The sequence below is a fragment of the Paenibacillus sp. P22 genome (assembly GCF_000469945.2).
In the GTDB taxonomy this organism is placed as follows: Bacteria; Bacillota; Bacilli; order Paenibacillales; family Paenibacillaceae; genus Paenibacillus_O; species Paenibacillus_O humicus.
In genome coordinates this window covers 1-16848 of record NZ_CBRA020000076.1, presented here as the reverse complement: position 1 = coordinate 16848, position 16848 = coordinate 1, and the positions used below count along the sequence as shown (strand labels likewise).

Below are 16848 nucleotides of genomic sequence, written 5' to 3'. Positions count from 1 at the left end.
CGTTTGTCACAGCTTTGGCAGGATCGGTGCCGAATGCGTTCTTTTCCAGTTCTTTAAGCGGAATGTCCTTCAAAACATGGGAAGGAACAATGCTGGAGACCAGTACATTGATGAATGGAGCGTAGACGGATTTCAAGGTAATCTTAGCCGTTTGCGGATCGATTACTTCAACTTTATCCACCTTGTCGTACGAGCTGATGCCAGGGGAAGCAGCTTCTGGATTCTTAATGGTGTTGAACGTAAAAGCGATGTCGTCCGCCGTTACCGGCTGACCGTCGTTCCATTTCGCGTTGGCTTTCAGCTTGACCGTATAAGTCTTGCTGTCTTCCGAAATTTCCGGAAGGCTTTCGAGCAGGGACCAAGGCTCTGCTACGATGTTGCCGTCCTTGTCATAGTCCAGAAGGTTGGAATACATAAAGTAAGCCGCGTCGCCGGAAGAAGTGTCGGCAACATAAATCGGGTTGGTCGTGTTGATGTCCGAGAACGTTCCGACCGTCAGCGTGCCGCCCTTTTTAGGACCGGCCGGATCTGTCGCGCCTGCGTTCGCAGCCGTGTTTTCAGCCGGTGCTGTCGATGCCGGCGTATTTGTCTTTGCGCCGGAATTGCTGTTGCTGCCGTTGTTGCTGTTGCTGGAGCAACCTGCAACCAAAACCCCCATTACGGACACACCCACGAGCAAGGTTTTCCACTTGAATGAACCTGCCACTCCACATTCCTCCTTGGCTCTAGCCAAAACATGTCATTTCCGGTTCCAATTGTAGCACGGTTTTTAACGTCCGAATATAGATTGTTCTGAAAATAATTAAAATTTTATTAACTGCATATTTATTCATAGATTCTTTTTATTGGGGTAGCGCTTACAATCAAGCCGCTGTAAGGTCCGTGGCATCTTTAAAAAGGGAAGTAGAATTGTAGATAGTATGCGTTTTAGGGGATAAACAAACAAAATGTCTCAAAAAACGGGAATTTTTTTACCATTCGAAACTAGTCTGGAGGACAGCTTTAAACCATTATTTTTTCCAATACTTTTTTATGATTTTCATTGTTTTTTGATGCAACGCTTTAACGCAATATAAAATTAATACGTTAAACAATAATTGCGCTTCATTGGAATTATTTTCCCTTTTCGACCAATCATCCAGTCCTGTCGACAGCAAAAAAGCCATCTCCGCTGCAAAGGGAGATGGCTTTCCGAAATAGGGGACTATTGATCCAGAATGGATTCAAAAGCGCTCTTGTCGAGCTTCTGCACGAGCGCGAACAAAAGCTCCTTGGCTGCCGCATAATCATCGATGTGCATGATGGATGCCGCCGTATGGATGTAACGCGCCGGAAGGCCTATGACCGCAGAAGGCACGCCGATGCCGGACAGATGGACCTGCCCCGCATCCGTTCCGCCTTGGGAGAAATAATACTGATACTTGATGCTGCCGTCCTCCGCTGTCTCCCGGATGAATTCAGCGAGGCCGCGATGCGTGATCATGCCGGGATCCTGAATGCGCAGAAGAGCGCCCTTGCCGAGCTGTCCCATCGCATTGCGGTCCCCGGTCGCATCCGCCGCGGGACTTGCATCCAGCGCCAGGAAAAGATCGGGCTGAACGAGATTCGCCGCCGTGCGCGCTCCCCTGAGGCCGACTTCCTCCTGCACGGTCGCTCCGGCATAGACGACGTTGGGATGCTTCTTGCCCTTCAGCTCGCGGGCAAGCTCGATCGCGAGCCCGACCCCGTACCGGTTGTCCCAAGCTTTGGCCATGATCTTTTTGGGATTCGCCATGGGAGTGAACGGACATACCGGCACGATCGCCTGTCCGGGCCGGATACCGTAGGAGAATACTTCCTCCCGGCTGTCGGCGCCGATATCGATGAACATCGACTTCACGTCGACGACCTTGCTGCGGGATGCGTCGTCCAGCAGATGCGGCGGCGTCGAGCCGATGACCCCGATGACAGGCCCGTTGTCGGACACGATCTCCATCCGCTGCGCCAGCATCGTCTGGGCGTTCCAGCCGCCGAGCGTGACGAACTTGATCATGCCGTTGTCCGTAATGGCCGAGACCATGAGCCCGACCTCGTCCATATGGCCGGCTACCATGATCCGCGGTCCCTGCTCGTCGCCGCGGAAAACGCCGAAGATGCTGCCCAGGCGGTCGCGCACAAGCTCGTCCGTGCAAGCGGCCAGCTGGCTTTCCACATACTTGCGCAGCTCCTTCTCATGGCCGGGAACGGCGCGCATCTCCGTCAAAGTCCGGAACAATCCAAGCGTTTCTTCATTCATCTTTCCTTGCCTCCTGATAACAGCAGAATGATTCCAGTATACCTGATTCGCCTCGGCATGCCCACGCGCGCATCAGCCATGCCGCTCCCGCAGCGGAGAATCGGGCGCATCAAGGCTTCTTCGTGCCGGAATTCGGATCCGGATCGCCGTTCCTTGCCCCTCCAATCCGGTTTCGATCGAAATCCCGTAGCTCTCTCCATAATAGAGGCGGATCCGTTCATGCACGTTGCGGATGCCGTAGCCTTGCCGGCTGTGCCCTGTTTCCCTGAACAGCTCCTCCGCCAGGCCTTCGGGCATCCCGATTCCATCGTCGGCAACCTTGAATTCGATGACGGGATGAATGCCTGGCTTGAGCTCCGCGGATATCGAGATTCGAATCCGGTCTCCCTTCCAGGCATGCTCAAGCGCATTTTCCACGAACGGCTGGAGAATCAGCTTGATCGTCATATAACCGGGCAGCCGCTCGTCCCATTGATAGCTCACTTCGACGCGGTCGCCGTATTTGACCTGCTGGATGGCCAGGTAAGCCTGGATCTGATCGAGCTCGTCCGCCGCAGGAATGATGGTTTTCCCGTCGTTGAGCGACATCCGGTAAAAGCGCGCCAGATTCATGATCATCTGATGCTGCTTGTCCACTTCGCCGAACTTCGCCAGCCTGCTGATCGATGAAAGGGTATTGTAGAGAAAATGCGGATTGATCTGAGCCTGCAGCGTTTCGAGCTCCGCCTCTTTTTTGCGCAGCTTCGTCAGGTACACCTCCTGGATGAGGTTGTCCGTCTGTGCGCCGAGCTCGTTGAGGGCATCCGCGATCATGGAATACTCGTCCTGGCCCTTGTACTGGATCCGGCGGCGATAATCGCCTCGGCGGAACGACTGGAGGACCGAAATGACCTTGCCGATCCGCTTCGTGAACGCGCGCGTGACGAACAGGGCGACGCCGATGATCGCCACCATGCTGATGCCGCAGACGAGCACGGTGAGCCAGGTGATCTTGCGGGCATCGGCCTGCAGGACTTCCTCCGGTATGACCGCGATCAAGCTGTACTGGAGCCCCGGCAACGGCTCGCGGATGACAAGGCTGCCTTTGCCGGCTTCCTCCGCTCCCGCCGCAGGGGCAGGCGCTTGGACTTTATCGACATCTCTTCCCGAAGCATGCAGCACCTTGCCGTCTTCGTCGACAATATAGAGACGGCTGCCGGGCATGATTTTCTTGGCGTCCACGCTGTCGAACAAATCGTTGAAATAGACGCTGATCCGGACGAGGCCGAGCTCCTTCAGATCGGAAGGCGTATAGGTGTCCACGATCCGGCGGATCAGCGAGATTCTCCCGAATTTGGCGTCGTCCCCGATCTGGACCCACTTCATCGTCACGTCGTACTGCTCCTTCGGAAGGGACTTGTACCACTCCTCCTCCTGGATGCGGGACAGATGAAGGATTTCAAAGGAACGGTTGTTGGACTTGAGAATATCCTCGCCGTCCTTGCTCAGATCATAGATCTCGTTGTACACCTCGTTCTTGATGTACACCGACATTCTCATGCTGCGGTCCGTAGAATTGATCGCTTCCCAGAATTTCGGCAGCAGCACCTTCTTGGTCGCGTCGTAGTTGGCCCAGCCCTCTTCCTTGCTCTTGAGCGCCCTCACCAGCATGCTGTCCTGGTAAAGCATGTCGGTGATGCGGACGGTATCGTCGATCCGGTAGCGGACGTTGTCCTCCATCTGCCTCAAAGTGCCTCGGATGTTGTTCTCCGTCTGGGAGCGGACGGAGCCGACCATGATGGAATTCGCGATCCAGCCGAGCAGCGCCAGAGGAACCATCGTAAGCAGCACATAAGACGCGAACAGCTTCAAGCCGAGCGGAATGAATCCCCTCTGCCGCCCGCCTTTCATTCCCGCCTCCTGTATTCGTTAGGCGTCACGCCGAACGTCTCCTTGAACTGACGGCTGAAATAAGGCATGTATTTGTAGCCGACGCGATCCGCGATTTCATATATTCGAAGCCGGGTCCCTCTCAGCATCTCCCCGGCGATCTTCATCTTCCGGTCGATCAGATGCTCGCTGAAGTTGATTCCCGTCTCCTCCTTGAACAAGGCTCCCAAATAATTGGGCGAGAAAGCGAACGCATCCGCAACCTCCTTCAGCGTAATGTTCTCATGGAGGCGGCTCTCCACGTACTGGACGACTTCCGCGATCAGCCTGGCGTTTTTGGACGGCTTGGAAGGAGCTGCAGCAGGCAGGCTCTGTTCCTGGTCTGTCGGCGGCTTCTGTGCCGATGGCGTCTCTGTCGGAGGCATCTGTACCGATGGCGTCTGAGCCGAAGACGACTGTACCGGCGCCGCCTCGAGAGCCGCCTTCTCCCGATCGAGCTGATCGGCCAGCTTGCGCAGCGCCTGCTCCAGCTCCGCATCATCCATGGGCTTGAGCACATAATCCCACGCGCGGAGCGACAGAGCCTGCTTCACGTAGTGAAAGTCCTGATAGCCGCTTACAAAAATGATCCGAATCCGTTCATGAAGCTCGAGCGCCTTCTCGGCAAGCTCAAGGCCGGACATGCTGGGCATATGCACATCCGTCACCAGAATATCGACCGGCTCCCGGGCAAGAATCTCATACGCATCAAAGCCGCTGTGCACCGCGCCGACGATTTCCAGCCCCATCGAGTCCCATGGAATAAATGTCTGCATGCCTTTCAGATCCAGCTCTTCGTCATCCACGATCAGAACCTTGTACATGATGTGTCCTCCCTTGCCGGCTGGCAGCATGCCCGCCTTCTATTCGGCAGTCAGCGCATTCGAAATCAGTCATGGGCCGCTCCATCCGGAATGTAGAATTTAACCGGCGTCATGAAGAAAAAAGACCGCCGCCCCTCCGGGACGGCGGACATGCTTTCAGTATAGCCTTCAAACCGATGCTTGGGGATGGAAATCAGCCATTGCTGCCAATGATCTTCCGGTTTTCATGCCATTTGTTCGTTTTGTAGTCCAGCAGCTGCTGGTAGCCGATCGCCATCGCGTCCTTGTCGGCCTTGTCGAGGATGGCCAGCACTTCCTCGTCGCTTTTCGCATACAAGGCCTTGGCGCGCGACTCGTCCCAGATCTCTTCCACGCTCGTCTGGATGATGCCTTCCTCGGAGTTCGGCGCAGGCGCAAGGTTAATGAATTCGGTCGCGTCCTTTTGCGTTTTCCACGTAATCGTGCTCTGGTATCTCGTTTCCCATGTCTTCTGGTCGTCAGGCAGAGTCGACTCGAACTTCATCTTCGATTTGTCCATGAAGGCGGAGTTGCCGACCCATTGCAGGTTGACCGTCGCATCCATGACTTTGGTGCGGCCTTTGACATCCGTCAAATAAGTATCCTTGAAGAGCGGGGAGCCCTCTTCGTCATGCCCTTCCCAATACATGCCCTCCGGTCCCCACATGAGCGTGCGGGTTCCTTCCGGTCCGGTCAGCCAATCCAGGAAGGCGAAGATCTTCTCGGGATCCTTCGCGGATTTGGTGATGACGCTTACGTTCCAGCCCAGGCCCGTGTAGGTGCCGGGGAAAATCTTGTCTTTGTTGAGGCCTTCCTTGCGGATCGGCCAGATCATGAAGTAGCCGTCGTTCGGATCCGCCTTCTTCAGCTCGGCGTCTCCGGCAGAACCATATTCCGTCGGGCTTGCGCCGGCAAACACGGCGACCTTGCCGGTGAACGCCTTCTCCTTGACCTGATCCTTCTTCTGCGTCATGGCGTCGGGGCTCATGAGCTTCTCGCGGAACAGCCTGGAGTTGAAGAGCATCGACTCGCGATAGACCGGATCCTGGAAAATCGAGGTCAGCTTGTCGCCGGTAATGGCGGCGCGGTTCCCGATGGCGGCCAGATTGGCATCCTCGGCGAAGGCGCTGTAGATGACGTCCAGCCCCTGTCCGTCCACGGCCAGATCCGGATTGAACGGCACGACTGTCGGGAACTTCTCCTTCACTGCCTTCAAATAATTGTAGAAGTCGTCGGTCGTCTCGAGCTTCGGCGAGCCGAGCGCTTCATAATACTTTTTATTGACCAAGTAGCCGGCGTTGCCGAACGGCTGGCTGCTGTACCAGTTCGGGAACTGATAGATTTTGCCGTCGCTGGAGCGGAGCATGTTGATGTTCTTCTCGCCGACCCATTTCTTGAAGTTCGGGTACTTGTCGATGTAGTCGTCGAACGGCACCAGCATGTCGGCTTCGCGGAGCTTCTCGACATCCGCGCCCTTGTCGAGCCAGATGACGTCCGGAAGCTTGCCGGATGCGATCATCGTGTTCAGCTTCTGGGCGGCGTTGCCTCCCGACTGGACAGCCGTGACATTGACCTTCATGTTGTCCATGATCCATTTGGAGGAGACGTCTCCTCCCCACTTGGGCATCGTGTACCAATCGTAGTGGCCGTACATGCTGTACTCCAGCGGCTCGCTGCCTACCTGCCAGCCGCTTGCCTCCGGCGCTGTCGACGCGTCTGGCGACGGCGCCGTCGAAGCCGCCGGCTCCGGAGAAGCGCCATTGCTGCCTGCCGATCCCGAATTGCCGCCCCCCGTTGTTGCCGCCTGAACAGCCTGCCAGCGCCGTTGCGGCTACCATGGCGAGAGCCATGCTCTTGAACGCAGTCACTTTCCATTTGCTCAACTCGTTCATCCCCTTTTCCGAGCTCTAAAATCTATATTTTAAATGCACGGCCCGTTGCCGGACTTGCGTGCCCTTAAAACCAATCGTCGCTGCAAGATACCCGGCTCAGCCCTTCACGGCGCCGACGAGCACGCCCTTCACGAAATAACGCTGAACGAACGGATACACGCAGATGATCGGAAGCGTGGCGACCATCATCGTCGCCATCGACAGCGATTTGCCCGTTATGGTCTTCATTGCCGACAGCCTGGCCTGCGCGGCGGAGTCGAGCTGCTGCATCTGCTCGGTCATAATGTTGGAGTTGAGAATCTGCTGCAGCTTCGTCTGGATCGGGATCAGGTTCTCGTTGTTGATGTAGATGCTCGGCATGAACCAGTCGTTCCAGTGGCTGATCGCCGTGAACAGAGCCAAGGTCGCGATGACAGGACCCGACAGGGGCAGCACGATCCGGAAAAACGTTCCCCAGTAGCCGCAGCCGTCGATGCGCGCCGACTCGTCCAGTCCCGCCGGCAGTCCCAGGAAGAACGTGCGGAATACGATCATGTTCCAGACGCTGATCAGCGACGGAATGATGAATACCCAGAAGGAGTCGAACAGATGCAGGCTGCGGATCAGCAGGAAGGTCGGAATGAGGCCGCCGCTGAAATACATCGTGATGATGCAGGCGACCATGTAGAACTTGCGTCCGACAAGCTCGCTGCGCGTCATGCCGTAGGCGAAGATTGCCGTGCAGAGAATGGCGGATGCGGTTCCGACAATCGTGCGGAGCACGGAGACCAGAAACGCATGGAGGATCCGGCTGTCCTGGAACACGATCTCGTAATTTTCCAGCGTGAAGGCGCGGGGCCATACCGTCACGCCTCCCAGAGCGGTATCCATTCCTTCATTAAAGGACACCACCACCGCGTTCCAGAACGGATAGAAGCATGTGACGGAAAGCAAGACTAAAAACGTATAGATGAATCCGGTGAAAAAGCGGTCGCCATAGCCGAGTCTGATTTTCAAGCCTCTCTTCCTCCTTCGATCCAAGATGTCATCTTACCACAGGCTGTTGCCGGATCGGCGCGCAAGCAGATTGGCTATGGTGAGCAGCGAAACGCTGACGACGGCCTTGAACAGTCCGACGGCGGTCGCATAGGAGAAGCGCTGCGATTCGATGCCCATCCTGTATACATAGGTTTCCAGCACATCCGCCACCGGCCTCAGCACCGGATCGCTGCCGATCAGGAGGATGTCCTCGAAGCCGGCCGTAAGCAGGTTGCCGACGGCAAGGATGAAGAAGATGATGATGACCGGCATGATCGTCGGGAGCGTGACGACGAACATCTGCTTGAACCGGCTCGCGCCGTCCATGGAGGCGGCTTCGTACAGGCTCGGGTCCACTCCGGCGATCGCCGCCAAATAGACGATGGAGCCGAAGCCGATTTCCTTCCAGACATTGGCCGAGATCAGGATGCTCCAGAAATGCTCCGGCATGTTGAGCCATCCGACCGGCTCGTCGATCAGGTTGACCGACTGGAGAAGCATGTTGAGACTTCCGTTCTCCGTGGAAAGGATCGACATGGCAAGTCCCGAGACGATGACCCAGGAAAGGAAATGCGGCAGGTAGCTGATCGTCTGGACGATCCGCTTGAAGTAGCGGCTGCGCACCTCATTGAGCATGAGCGCGAGCAGAATCGGCGCCGGGAAGCAGATGACCAGCTTCAGAAAGCTGATGACGAGCGTATTGCGCATCACCCTGCCGAATACGGGGTCGTTGAAGAAACGCTCGAAATGCTTGAACCCGACCCAGGGACTTCCCGATATGCCTTTGAAAATGTTGTAGTCCTGGAACGCGGTTATGGTTCCGTACATCGGAAGATAGAAGAAGATGACGATGAGGATAAAGGCCGGTATGACCATCAATTGCAGGTCCCACTGGCGCAGAAAGCGAATGATCGCGGGCCGCTCTTTGCGGCGTTGGTGCAGGTCGACTTCCAGTTGTGCCATGTTGTTCCCCCCTGCGTACATTGTACGTTCGGGATGGAAGCCTTTTCTATGGGTTGATTCAACGAAATATGATAGAAATCAATGAAATGTTATTTTACATCACATAATTGACCGAAATTATCATGTTTTAGCATCCCACCTAGAAATGTATGCGCTATCCAATAAAACTGGTTCCGTTTTCATCTGACATCGCTTTTTTTCTTTCTGCGGGAAGGGAAGTAACCTCACATTGCTGCCGTCAGGGAAGATCGGCTTGCCGCGACGAATGCCGTCTCGGTTCCTCTTGCTTCGGCATAAGCTTATGGAGAGGTGGGATGGCTATGCGAACCGGCAAGCGAGGAGGAAAAAAGGACCGCGATGCCTCCAGACAGGCAAAAAGGAAAGGCGTCCGCAAACAGCGGCCCGCTTCTTCAAGCCGCATTCTGAAGGTCAGAAGGATCTATTTCTACGGCTTGTCCGACGGTGTGTGCAGAGACTTCGGTCCGGCCCGCGGAGGCGCAGGCCGAATTCCCGCTCCCAGCCAGGTCAGCTGGTACAACCTCTATGTCAACCAGTCCATCCAGCCGCCGGGCTTGTACCGGATCGGGCCCAACAGCCTCCATCTGCTGAGCCGGGATGTGCCTCCGAGAGGAGCCCCTGTCCTTCTGGAGAGCGTGAGCCTCCTGCTGTCCCGGAAGCTGCGCAAAAGAAAGCGCCGGACAAAGGCCCGCCACGAGCAAATGCCTGTTGCCTCTAAGACAAGTCGCTCATACGCTATCACATCCCAATGGAAAGGAGATGAAGGCGATATGCCTCCGTCCTTGATCAAAGCCTTTTTTGCCGCAAGCAGCGTTGTCAGCGGAACCGTGGATACGGTCACGTCGACCAGCGTCGTCGACGCGGCGACCCGGTTCAATGCCGCCGTCACCGCGCCGATGATCGATGCGGGAGCAGGCACGACGACGATTCCCGCGACAAGCTTCCTTGACGACGCGGGCAATCCCGTGCCCGCGGGAAGCTTGCCTGCCGTCGCCCCCGGCGGCTCCTTCGACGTATACGTCAACGGCATCCTGCAGCAAAGCGAGCTGTCCGCGCCAAGTCCGACCGGACTTGTCTTGGCGACAGCCGATATCCTCCCCGGCACCCCCGTAAACCTGGCCATCCACAATTATGGCGGAACGACCTCCACCAGCACCTCCACCCCCTCGCTGACGGTCACGACGACAATCAGCTCCTGATCTCTGCGCGCACAAAAAAATCAAGCTCGACAATCCTTCCATCAAGCGGCATCCGTGCATGGCCGCCCTGGCGGCGGACCGCCCTTTCACGGGCATGGAAAAGGGGTGCCCCTTGAAACCCGGGCACCCCTTATTTTAGGTCTGGACAATCCATTGACAACGCAAAAAAGCCTTCCGTAAACGGAAGGCGTCATCATCGATATGGTGCGGTAGAGAGGACTCGAACCTCCACGGGCGTACGCCCACTACCCCCTCAAGATAGCGTGTCTGCCATTCCACCACTACCGCACGTATAGGGGAAAAACCTAGGAAAAAATGGTGAGCCATGAAGGACTCGAACCTTCGACACCCTGATTAAAAGTCAGGTGCTCTACCAACTGAGCTAATGGCTCGAATATGGTGACCCGTAGGGGATTCGAACCCCTGTTACCTCCGTGAAAGGGAGGTGTCTTAACCCCTTGACCAACGGGCCATGCAGCTTGTCCTTCAAGGAAGAACTTTTCAAACAACATGAATGAATATATCATACGCGACGATTCCGTGCAAGTCCTTTTTCAAAAAAAGATTTCATCCGGAAAGACGGAAAAAGTTCGCCGGCCGGCTGCCCGGCTCCAAAACAAAAAAAAGACCGGGTACGGTCTCTTCTGTCCAGAAGAATGGCGGAGAGAGAGGGATTCGAACCCTCGCACCACTTACGCAGTCTAACCCCTTAGCAGAGGGTCCCCTTGAGCCACTTGGGTATCTCTCCGAATGGCTCCCCGAACAGGACTCGAACCTGTGACAACTCGATTAACAGTCGAGTGCTCTACCAACTGAGCTATCAGGGAACAATGAAATAAACGGTAACAAAATCTAATTTATCATGCCTCGCTGACGCTGTCAAGCGCTGTCAAAACAAGCTTCCCCCTGCACTTTCCGCATCGATAACGAGCCGGATCCACCTTGCGCTTGCGCTTGTATTCCATGCGGCAGGCGGTGCAGACCAGCTTGTAGCGGAACGGAAGCGGCTTGCGCTGCTCCCTGTCCGGCAGCGGACGGCAATGCCTGGATCCTCCCGAACGAGCGAGCCATTCCTTGAAATCGGCATCGCGATGCCGGTATCCCATCCCGAGCAGATGCAGATGATAATGGCATAGCTCATGCCGGATGATCTTCTCGGTTTCCTCGGGGCCGTAGATCTCCAGCTGCTTTGCGCTGATGTCGATGTTATGCGACTTCAGGAAGTAGCGGCCCCCCGTCGAAGTCAGCCTTCTGTTGAACGTCGCGCGGTGCCGGAACGGAATTCCGAACGCCTCCAGCGATACCCTCTCCACCCATGCTTGCAGCTCCTTATCCTCCATCACCTCTGGACATCCCTCCCTCTTGAATTGTAAAGCCACCTTGGGCTACACTGTCAAGTAGATTGCCGCCCTCCGCGGGCGGGAGAGGAGCAAGAACCCAAGCCATGCCTACCATGAAATATGTATTGTTCCGGCAGGGAGAGCAGCTCTCCATCGTCGAGATGCCCGCAACCCACGCCTACCAGCTGTCCGCCCTCAACCTTCGCCTCCATAAGGAGCTGGACAAGCTTACGGCCGCCAACGTTCCCAGCCTGCCGCATTGCATCGCCGAATTCTCCGAGCTCGAGCTGCATGACGGCGCGGTGCCGGTCCAGTCCGGCATCGACTATCTCAACGAGCTTGTCGAGAGCTTCTTCAACATTGAAGAGAAAGCCTATCCGATCAAGTCCTTGCGGACGGAGATGGTCGCGCTGCAAGCCCAGCTCGAGCAGTGGTACGAGGAAGAGTACGAGGACTAGGACGGAACGCTGCGGCGGATGAAGCCGCCTGCTCGTCCCAAGCTGGACCTGCACGCTCCGTCAGTCCCCCCCATATGCTATACGAACCATTCCTGGCAGAGGGGGGAAGATGCGATGCCGCAATGGCTGAGCAGCCAACTGATGCGCGCGTTCCAGCAAAAGGACCTCCGGCAGATCCGGCTCCTGAACGACTGCTGGTTCATTTATCGCACCAAGGAGCCGCGCGACGATTCCGCCACGACCGTCTGATTCCGAGGCTTCCCCGCTGCCCGTCCGGCAGCAGGGAAGCCTCTTTCTCTTTCCCTGTGTGTAAGCATGCCTGCCGAACGGATGGAGGCCATAGCGGAGTATCGCGCTGCCGACGCGCCATCAACGAATCCGTTCCTTCGCCGATATGGGCAATAGCCAAACAAGGTGCCCCACGGGACACCTTGTTTGGCTTGGCCGGGTTTTGGACATGCGGCTGCCGGGCTGCCGTGTATGAGAAGCTCCAGTGCGCAACGGGCCGGGACCGGCCGGCGCAATCAACCGGGAGAGCGCATGGTGAGGCCGACACGGCCTTTTTTCAAGTCCACGTTCAGCACCCATACCGTCACGACGTCGCCGACCGCCACGACATCCATCGGATGCTTGACGAAGCGGTCGCTCATCTGGGAAATGTGGACAAGGCCGTCGTTCTTGATGCCGATGTCCACGAAAGCGCCGAAGTCGATGACGTTGCGTACCGTCCCCTGGAGCTCCATGCCGGCCTGCAGGTCCTCGATCGCAAGCACGTCCTTGGAAAAGACGGGCGCAGGCAGCTCCTCGCGCGGATCCCTTCCCGGACGCATCAGGCTGTCGATGATATCCTTCAGGGTCGGCTCGCCAACGCCGAGACGTCCAGCGAGCGAGGAGGCATCCGCCGCCGAGAGCCGCTCCCGCGCATGATCCGTTCCGATGGCGTCCATGCCGAGCCCGAGCTCCCGGAACAGTCCGGAGACGACGGCATACGATTCAGGGTGGATCGGAGTGCGGTCAAGCGGGTTGGCCGCTTCGGGAATGCGGATGAAGCCGATGCACTGCTCGTACGTCTTGGCGCCCAGACGCGGCACCTTCTTGAGCTCTGCCCGCGATCCGAACCTGCCGGTCTCCTCGCGATGCTTCACGATGTTCTTGGCGGTCGTCGCATTTATTCCAGCGACGTAAGACAAGAGAGATGCCGAAGCGGTATTGGCGTCGACTCCGACATGGTTGACGGCCGATTCCACGACGCCGCCGAGCGTCTCGCCGAGCCGCTTCTGGCTGACGTCATGCTGATACTGGCCGACTCCGATCGCCTTCGGCTCGATCTTGACGAGCTCGGCCAGAGGATCCTGCAGGCGGCGGGCGATGGAAACCGCGCTGCGCTCCGCCACGTCAAGCGAAGGAAACTCCTCCGCGGCAAGCTTGGAAGCCGAATAGACGCTTGCGCCGGCCTCGCTGACAATGATGTATTGGAGCGCCTCCGCGCCCTTCTTGCCTGCTGCGGCCCGGTTCTTGATAAGGCCGGCGATAAAGCTCTCGGTCTCTCTCGAGGCGGTGCCGTTGCCGATGACGATGAGAGTAACGCCGTATTTGTCGATCAGGCCGCCGATGATCCTCTCCGCATCCGCGACCTTGTTGTTCGGAGGAGTCGGGTAGGTGACGGCGACTTCAAGCAGCTTGCCGGTCTCGTCCACGACGGCCAGCTTGCAGCCGGTCCGGTAAGCCGGATCGACGCCGAGCACCACATATCCCGGAACAGGCGGCTGAAGAAGCAGATTCCGCAAGTTGGCGGAGAAAATGCCGATCGCATGCTCTTCCGCCTTGTCCGTCAGCTCCGACCGGACTTCCCGCTCGATGGAAGGAGCGATCAGGCGCTTGTAGGCGTCCTCGATGGCGGCGACGAGCGCCTCCCTGACGCCTGGCGAGGTGCCTTGGCGCAGCGTGTGCCGGATCATGTAGTCATGAATCCGATCGGCCTGAACCTCCAGGCTGACGCGGAGCACCTCTTCCCTTTCCCCGCGGTTGATGGCAAGGACGCGATGCGGCGGAAGCTTGCGCAGCGGCTCCCGATAGTCGTAGTACATCTCGTAGACGGATTCCTCTCCGGCTTGCCTGACGACGGTACGAAGAGCTCCCTGCTCCATTGTGAACTTGCGCACCCATGCCCGTGTCCTCGCCTCGTCGGCCATCTCCTCCGCAATGATGTCCTGGGCTCCCGCCAGGGCATCGGCAGGCGTTTCGACGCCTTGGTGCGGATGGACGTAGGCCTCGGCCTCCTTCAGCGGATCCCCTTGACGGGGCTGCGACAGCAGCCACCGGGCAAGCGGCTCGAGTCCGCGCTCGCGCGCGACGGAAGCGCGCGTTTTGCGCTTTTGCCGGTAAGGACGGTACAGATCCTCCACTTCCTGCAGCTTCATGGAGCCGAGCACGGCTTTCTCCAGCTCCGGTGTCAGCTTTCCCTGCTCGCCGATGAGCCGAAGGACTTCCCGCTTGCGTTCTTCCAGGCTGCGGCGGTAATTCAGCTTCTCCTCGATGGAGCGCAGCTCGTTCTCGTCCAGCTCGCCGGTCATTTCCTTGCGGTAGCGGGCGATGAAAGGAATCGTGTTGCCTTCGTCGAGCAGCCCGACTGCCGCCTTCACCTTGCCGAGAGGAAGGCCGAGCTCCTGGGCGACGCCCTTCACGATGCGCTCCTGTTCGGCCGCCATCTCCTCCGGCGAAAGCGCTGGCCGCGCTTCCCCTTCTTGCCTTGCGTCCGTATCCGTGCCGATTCTATCCGCCAATCTCATTGCCGCCTTTCCATTGCTTGATGGGAATCAAAAGCTGCCGAAGGAAATAAAAACCGCCCCTTCCGCGGAAACAACCGGGCGGAAGGAAGCGGACAATCGCTCTCAGCCGATTCGTACATAAGGATTGTTCTGCATTTCATGCCCGATCGTCGTCGCCGGCCCGTGGCCGTTGTGGACCTTGACCTGCGGATCGAGGCGATAGAGCTTGGACCGGATGGAGTTGTACAGATCCGCCTCGCGCCCGCCGGGCAGATCCGTGCGCCCGATCGATTGCCGGAACAGCACGTCGCCGGAAAAAAGGTCCGAGCCATGCAGGAAGCTGACGCTTCCGGGGCTGTGGCCCGGAGTATGAAGGACACGGAAGCTGAATCCCGCCAGCTTCAGCTTCATGCCCTCGTCGAGAGCGTATTCGGCCGGATCGGTTACAAGCGGCGGCGTCATATGGCTCCACCGCAGCGATCCGTTCTTCGCGGGATCGGTCAGCCAATCCGCCTCCAGATCGTGGATATAGACCGGGCAGCCGAATGCCTTGCGAACTTCGTCCACGCCGCCCATATGGTCCAGATGGGCGTGGGTCAAGAGAATCGCCTCCAGCTTGAAGCCACCGCTGCGGATGCGCTCCACGAGGCGCTTCGGCTCCATGCCGGGATCGATGACGACCGCCTGGCCGCTCTCTTCGTTGATCAACAGGTAGCAGTTCGTCTGGATGGGGCCGAGCACGAACTTCTCGATCTTCATCGCGCTCATCAGATCGACGAGAACAGCTCGCGCAGCTCGCGAACGACTTCTCTCTGATAGGCGGCGTCTTCGCCGTAGCGGCGCATGATCTCCTTGCGCGTCTCGGCCAGGTTATCCTGATAGTCGGGCGCTTCGCGGTCGGTGTTCTCCTGCTTGAACCGGACCATCGGCTCCTGGATGCGTGCCGGGCGCGGGCCCCATTGCCCGAGCACATGGCCGCCGGTGTCGGCGACGATGACGATCGGCACCGAGCGCCCTCCCATGGTGAGGAACTGGTCCATCGTATCGAGATGCTCTTCCATAATCAGCACTTCGACGGGCACGCCGCTGTTCTCCAGAGCGCGAAGCACGGCCGGGATGTTGCGCACGACGTCCCCGCACCAATCCGCCATCAGGATCAGCACGCGCAGATCGTCGCGGTTGTTCAGCGATTCGAAAAACTCGCGGTCGTCCTCGCTTTCCCATTCGAAGCGGTCGTACCAGGAGTCGAAAGCTTCCTTGTTTTTCGTCATGCCTTCGCGGAACTGCTGCGGCGTGATTCCCTTCGACAGCTTGTCGGCTATTTGCTTGGCCATAGGTTATCCACTCCTTGTCGCCTTGCCGCCGGCGGCGGCTTTCGGCCCATTTCCATCTATTGTACCAAACGTCCGGACTGCGCCACAATCAGACCGTGCGGCCGCGGGAGCGCAAGTATTTGAACAGCACGTACATGATCAGCACCGCGACGGCGACCAGAATGGCCGGCATCGTGTAAGGAGCCGCCTTGTCCTTGATCTGTTCCCAGTTGCTGCCCAGGCTGCGGCCGATGTAGACGAACAGGATCGACCACGGAAGCGAAGCGATCGCCGTCAGCAGCGTGAACGTGGACAGCGGCATGCGGGCCATTCCCGCAGGAATGGAGATGACCTGGCGCATCACCGGAACGAAGCGGGCGGTGAACACCATGCCCGGACCGTAGCGCTGGAACCAGCCTTCGGCGATATCGATATGCTTCGGCTTGATCTTGATGTATTTCCCGTATTTGTCCAGGAACGGACGCCCTCCGTACAAGCCGATCGCGTACAGGATCCACTGCTGCAGGATCGCGCCGATCGTCCCGCAAAGAACCGCTCCCCAGAAGGTCATGCTTCCCGTGGATACCATGTAGCCGGCATAACCGAGTACGATCTCGCTCGGAATCACTTCCATGGCCAGCCCCAGAATGATGCCGAAATACCCGAGCTTCTCTACGATGCCGAGCAAATAAGTGACGAGTTCATGAAACAAGTGCATGCCTTCCACTCCAATCTCATAATGAGGCGATGCTTTCGCCGCCGGTGTTTGTCCCGGTAATTCTATCATAGGCTTCCCAAATGGTGCCATAGGACAAACGGTCATGGCGGCCAGAACGGATGCATAGAATATGTTGA

The 16848-nt window shown here is 57.8% G+C and carries 16 protein-coding genes and 5 tRNA genes; 4 read left to right on the top strand and 17 right to left on the bottom strand.

Going from position 1 to position 16848, the window contains the following annotated elements:
- The 5 genes from BN871_RS12205 to BN871_RS12185 form a co-directional block, all read right to left on the bottom strand.
- Positions 1 to 706, bottom strand: a 706-nt coding sequence (locus tag BN871_RS12205; protein ID WP_232312994.1) for an ABC transporter substrate-binding protein, incomplete at its 3' end; no start/stop codon positions are given.
- A 498-nt stretch (positions 707 to 1204) separates the two neighbouring features.
- A complete protein-coding gene (locus tag BN871_RS12200) occupies positions 1205 to 2275 on the bottom strand; it encodes a M42 family metallopeptidase (RefSeq protein ID WP_048746257.1) in 1071 nt (356 codons plus the stop codon).
- A 72-nt stretch (positions 2276 to 2347) separates the two neighbouring features.
- On the bottom strand, positions 2348 to 4165 hold the full coding sequence (locus tag BN871_RS12195; RefSeq protein ID WP_157060277.1) for a sensor histidine kinase: 1818 nt from the start codon (positions 4163 to 4165) through the stop codon (positions 2348 to 2350).
- The gene (locus BN871_RS12190) at positions 4162 to 5007 is read right to left on the bottom strand and encodes a response regulator (RefSeq protein WP_048746263.1); all 846 of its coding nucleotides are present in this window, start codon (positions 5005 to 5007) and stop codon (positions 4162 to 4164) included. The genes BN871_RS12195 and BN871_RS12190 overlap by 4 nt, the downstream gene beginning before the upstream one ends.
- A gap of 193 nt (positions 5008 to 5200) precedes the next feature.
- A complete protein-coding gene (locus BN871_RS12185) occupies positions 5201 to 6679 on the bottom strand; it encodes an extracellular solute-binding protein (RefSeq protein WP_083436410.1) in 1479 nt (492 codons plus the stop codon).
- On the opposite strand from BN871_RS12185, the gene BN871_RS30225 reads away from it, so the two are divergent.
- Entirely contained in the window at positions 6678 to 6833 is a 156-nt protein-coding gene (locus BN871_RS30225) for a hypothetical protein (protein WP_157060276.1), read from the top strand. The two genes, BN871_RS12185 and BN871_RS30225, sit on opposite strands and share 2 nt — an antisense overlap.
- Positions 6834 to 7013: 180 nt before the next feature.
- Here the strand turns inward: BN871_RS30225 and BN871_RS12180 are convergent, their stop codons facing one another.
- Together BN871_RS12180 and BN871_RS12175 are read right to left on the bottom strand one after the other, a co-directional pair.
- Positions 7014 to 7907 carry a carbohydrate ABC transporter permease gene (locus BN871_RS12180; protein ID WP_048746262.1) on the bottom strand — a complete coding sequence of 298 codons (894 nt, stop codon included), beginning with the start codon at positions 7905 to 7907 and terminating at the stop codon, positions 7014 to 7016.
- Between the two features lie 39 nt (positions 7908 to 7946).
- Complete coding sequence (locus BN871_RS12175; protein ID WP_048746254.1) at positions 7947 to 8897, bottom strand: sugar ABC transporter permease; 951 nt, start codon at positions 8895 to 8897, stop codon at positions 7947 to 7949.
- A gap of 314 nt (positions 8898 to 9211) precedes the next feature.
- On the opposite strand from BN871_RS12175, the gene BN871_RS27665 reads away from it, so the two are divergent.
- A complete protein-coding gene (locus BN871_RS27665; protein ID WP_198158039.1) occupies positions 9212 to 10114 on the top strand; it encodes a DUF4183 domain-containing protein in 903 nt (300 codons plus the stop codon).
- A gap of 202 nt (positions 10115 to 10316) precedes the next feature.
- Here the strand turns inward: BN871_RS27665 and BN871_RS12165 are convergent.
- The 6 genes from BN871_RS12165 to BN871_RS12140 form a co-directional block, all read right to left on the bottom strand.
- A tRNA-Leu gene (locus tag BN871_RS12165) sits at positions 10317 to 10402 on the bottom strand.
- Positions 10403 to 10430: 28 nt separating this feature from the next.
- Positions 10431 to 10506, bottom strand: a tRNA-Lys gene (locus tag BN871_RS12160).
- Between the two features lie 5 nt (positions 10507 to 10511).
- Positions 10512 to 10586, bottom strand: a tRNA-Glu gene (locus BN871_RS12155).
- A 185-nt stretch (positions 10587 to 10771) separates the two neighbouring features.
- Positions 10772 to 10862, bottom strand: a tRNA-Ser gene (locus tag BN871_RS12150).
- Between the two features lie 3 nt (positions 10863 to 10865).
- A tRNA-Asn gene (locus BN871_RS12145) sits at positions 10866 to 10941 on the bottom strand.
- Between the two features lie 33 nt (positions 10942 to 10974).
- Positions 10975 to 11454, bottom strand: a complete 480-nt coding sequence (locus tag BN871_RS12140) for a SprT family protein (protein WP_048746251.1) — start codon at positions 11452 to 11454, stop codon at positions 10975 to 10977.
- Positions 11455 to 11558: 104 nt separating this feature from the next.
- On the opposite strand from BN871_RS12140, the gene BN871_RS12135 reads away from it, so the two are divergent.
- Both BN871_RS12135 and cmpA read left to right on the top strand, forming a co-directional pair.
- On the top strand, positions 11559 to 11912 hold the full coding sequence (locus tag BN871_RS12135) for a hypothetical protein (RefSeq protein ID WP_021879928.1): 354 nt from the start codon (positions 11559 to 11561) through the stop codon (positions 11910 to 11912).
- A gap of 114 nt (positions 11913 to 12026) precedes the next feature.
- Positions 12027 to 12161, top strand: coding sequence for a cortex morphogenetic protein CmpA (gene cmpA / locus BN871_RS27660; protein ID WP_094248199.1), 135 nt, complete (start codon positions 12027 to 12029; stop codon positions 12159 to 12161).
- Positions 12162 to 12436: 275 nt separating this feature from the next.
- Here cmpA and BN871_RS12130 read toward each other — a convergent pair whose 3' ends face one another.
- The 4 genes from BN871_RS12130 to BN871_RS12115 form a co-directional block, all read right to left on the bottom strand.
- Entirely contained in the window at positions 12437 to 14620 is a 2184-nt protein-coding gene (locus tag BN871_RS12130; protein WP_198158040.1) for a Tex family protein, read from the bottom strand.
- Between the two features lie 183 nt (positions 14621 to 14803).
- On the bottom strand, positions 14804 to 15439 hold the full coding sequence (locus tag BN871_RS12125) for an MBL fold metallo-hydrolase (protein WP_048746259.1): 636 nt from the start codon (positions 15437 to 15439) through the stop codon (positions 14804 to 14806).
- 8 nt (positions 15440 to 15447) lie between these two features.
- Positions 15448 to 16014 (bottom strand): thioredoxin family protein, encoded by a 567-nt coding sequence (locus BN871_RS12120; protein WP_021879924.1) that lies wholly within the window; start codon positions 16012 to 16014, stop codon positions 15448 to 15450.
- Positions 16015 to 16102: 88 nt separating this feature from the next.
- A complete protein-coding gene (locus BN871_RS12115; RefSeq protein WP_048746248.1) occupies positions 16103 to 16711 on the bottom strand; it encodes a DedA family protein in 609 nt (202 codons plus the stop codon).
- Positions 16712 to 16848 lie beyond the last annotated feature (137 nt).

Excerpts from the sequence above, each read along its gene's own strand:
- BN871_RS12140 (WP_048746251.1), bottom strand. The coding sequence starts at position 11,454 with ATGGAGGATAAGGAGCTGCAAGCATGGGTGGAGAGGGTATCGCTGGAG.
- cmpA (WP_094248199.1), top strand. The coding sequence starts at position 12,027 with ATGCCGCAATGGCTGAGCAGCCAACTGATGCGCGCGTTCCAGCAAAAG.
- BN871_RS27665 (WP_198158039.1), top strand. The coding sequence starts at position 9,212 with ATGGCTATGCGAACCGGCAAGCGAGGAGGAAAAAAGGACCGCGATGCC.
- BN871_RS12115 (WP_048746248.1), bottom strand. The coding sequence starts at position 16,711 with ATGCACTTGTTTCATGAACTCGTCACTTATTTGCTCGGCATCGTAGAG.
- BN871_RS12120 (WP_021879924.1), bottom strand. The coding sequence starts at position 16,014 with ATGGCCAAGCAAATAGCCGACAAGCTGTCGAAGGGAATCACGCCGCAG.
- BN871_RS12200 (WP_048746257.1), bottom strand. The coding sequence starts at position 2,275 with ATGAATGAAGAAACGCTTGGATTGTTCCGGACTTTGACGGAGATGCGC.
- BN871_RS12185 (WP_083436410.1), bottom strand. The coding sequence starts at position 6,679 with ATGTACGGCCACTACGATTGGTACACGATGCCCAAGTGGGGAGGAGAC.
- BN871_RS12195 (WP_157060277.1), bottom strand. The coding sequence starts at position 4,165 with ATGAAAGGCGGGCGGCAGAGGGGATTCATTCCGCTCGGCTTGAAGCTG.
- BN871_RS12130 (WP_198158040.1), bottom strand. The coding sequence starts at position 14,620 with ATGGCGGCCGAACAGGAGCGCATCGTGAAGGGCGTCGCCCAGGAGCTC.
- BN871_RS12175 (WP_048746254.1), bottom strand. The coding sequence starts at position 8,897 with ATGGCACAACTGGAAGTCGACCTGCACCAACGCCGCAAAGAGCGGCCC.
- BN871_RS30225 (WP_157060276.1), top strand. The coding sequence starts at position 6,678 with ATGCTGTACTCCAGCGGCTCGCTGCCTACCTGCCAGCCGCTTGCCTCC.
- BN871_RS12190 (WP_048746263.1), bottom strand. The coding sequence starts at position 5,007 with ATGTACAAGGTTCTGATCGTGGATGACGAAGAGCTGGATCTGAAAGGC.
- BN871_RS12125 (WP_048746259.1), bottom strand. The coding sequence starts at position 15,439 with ATGAAGATCGAGAAGTTCGTGCTCGGCCCCATCCAGACGAACTGCTAC.
- BN871_RS12135 (WP_021879928.1), top strand. The coding sequence starts at position 11,559 with ATGCCTACCATGAAATATGTATTGTTCCGGCAGGGAGAGCAGCTCTCC.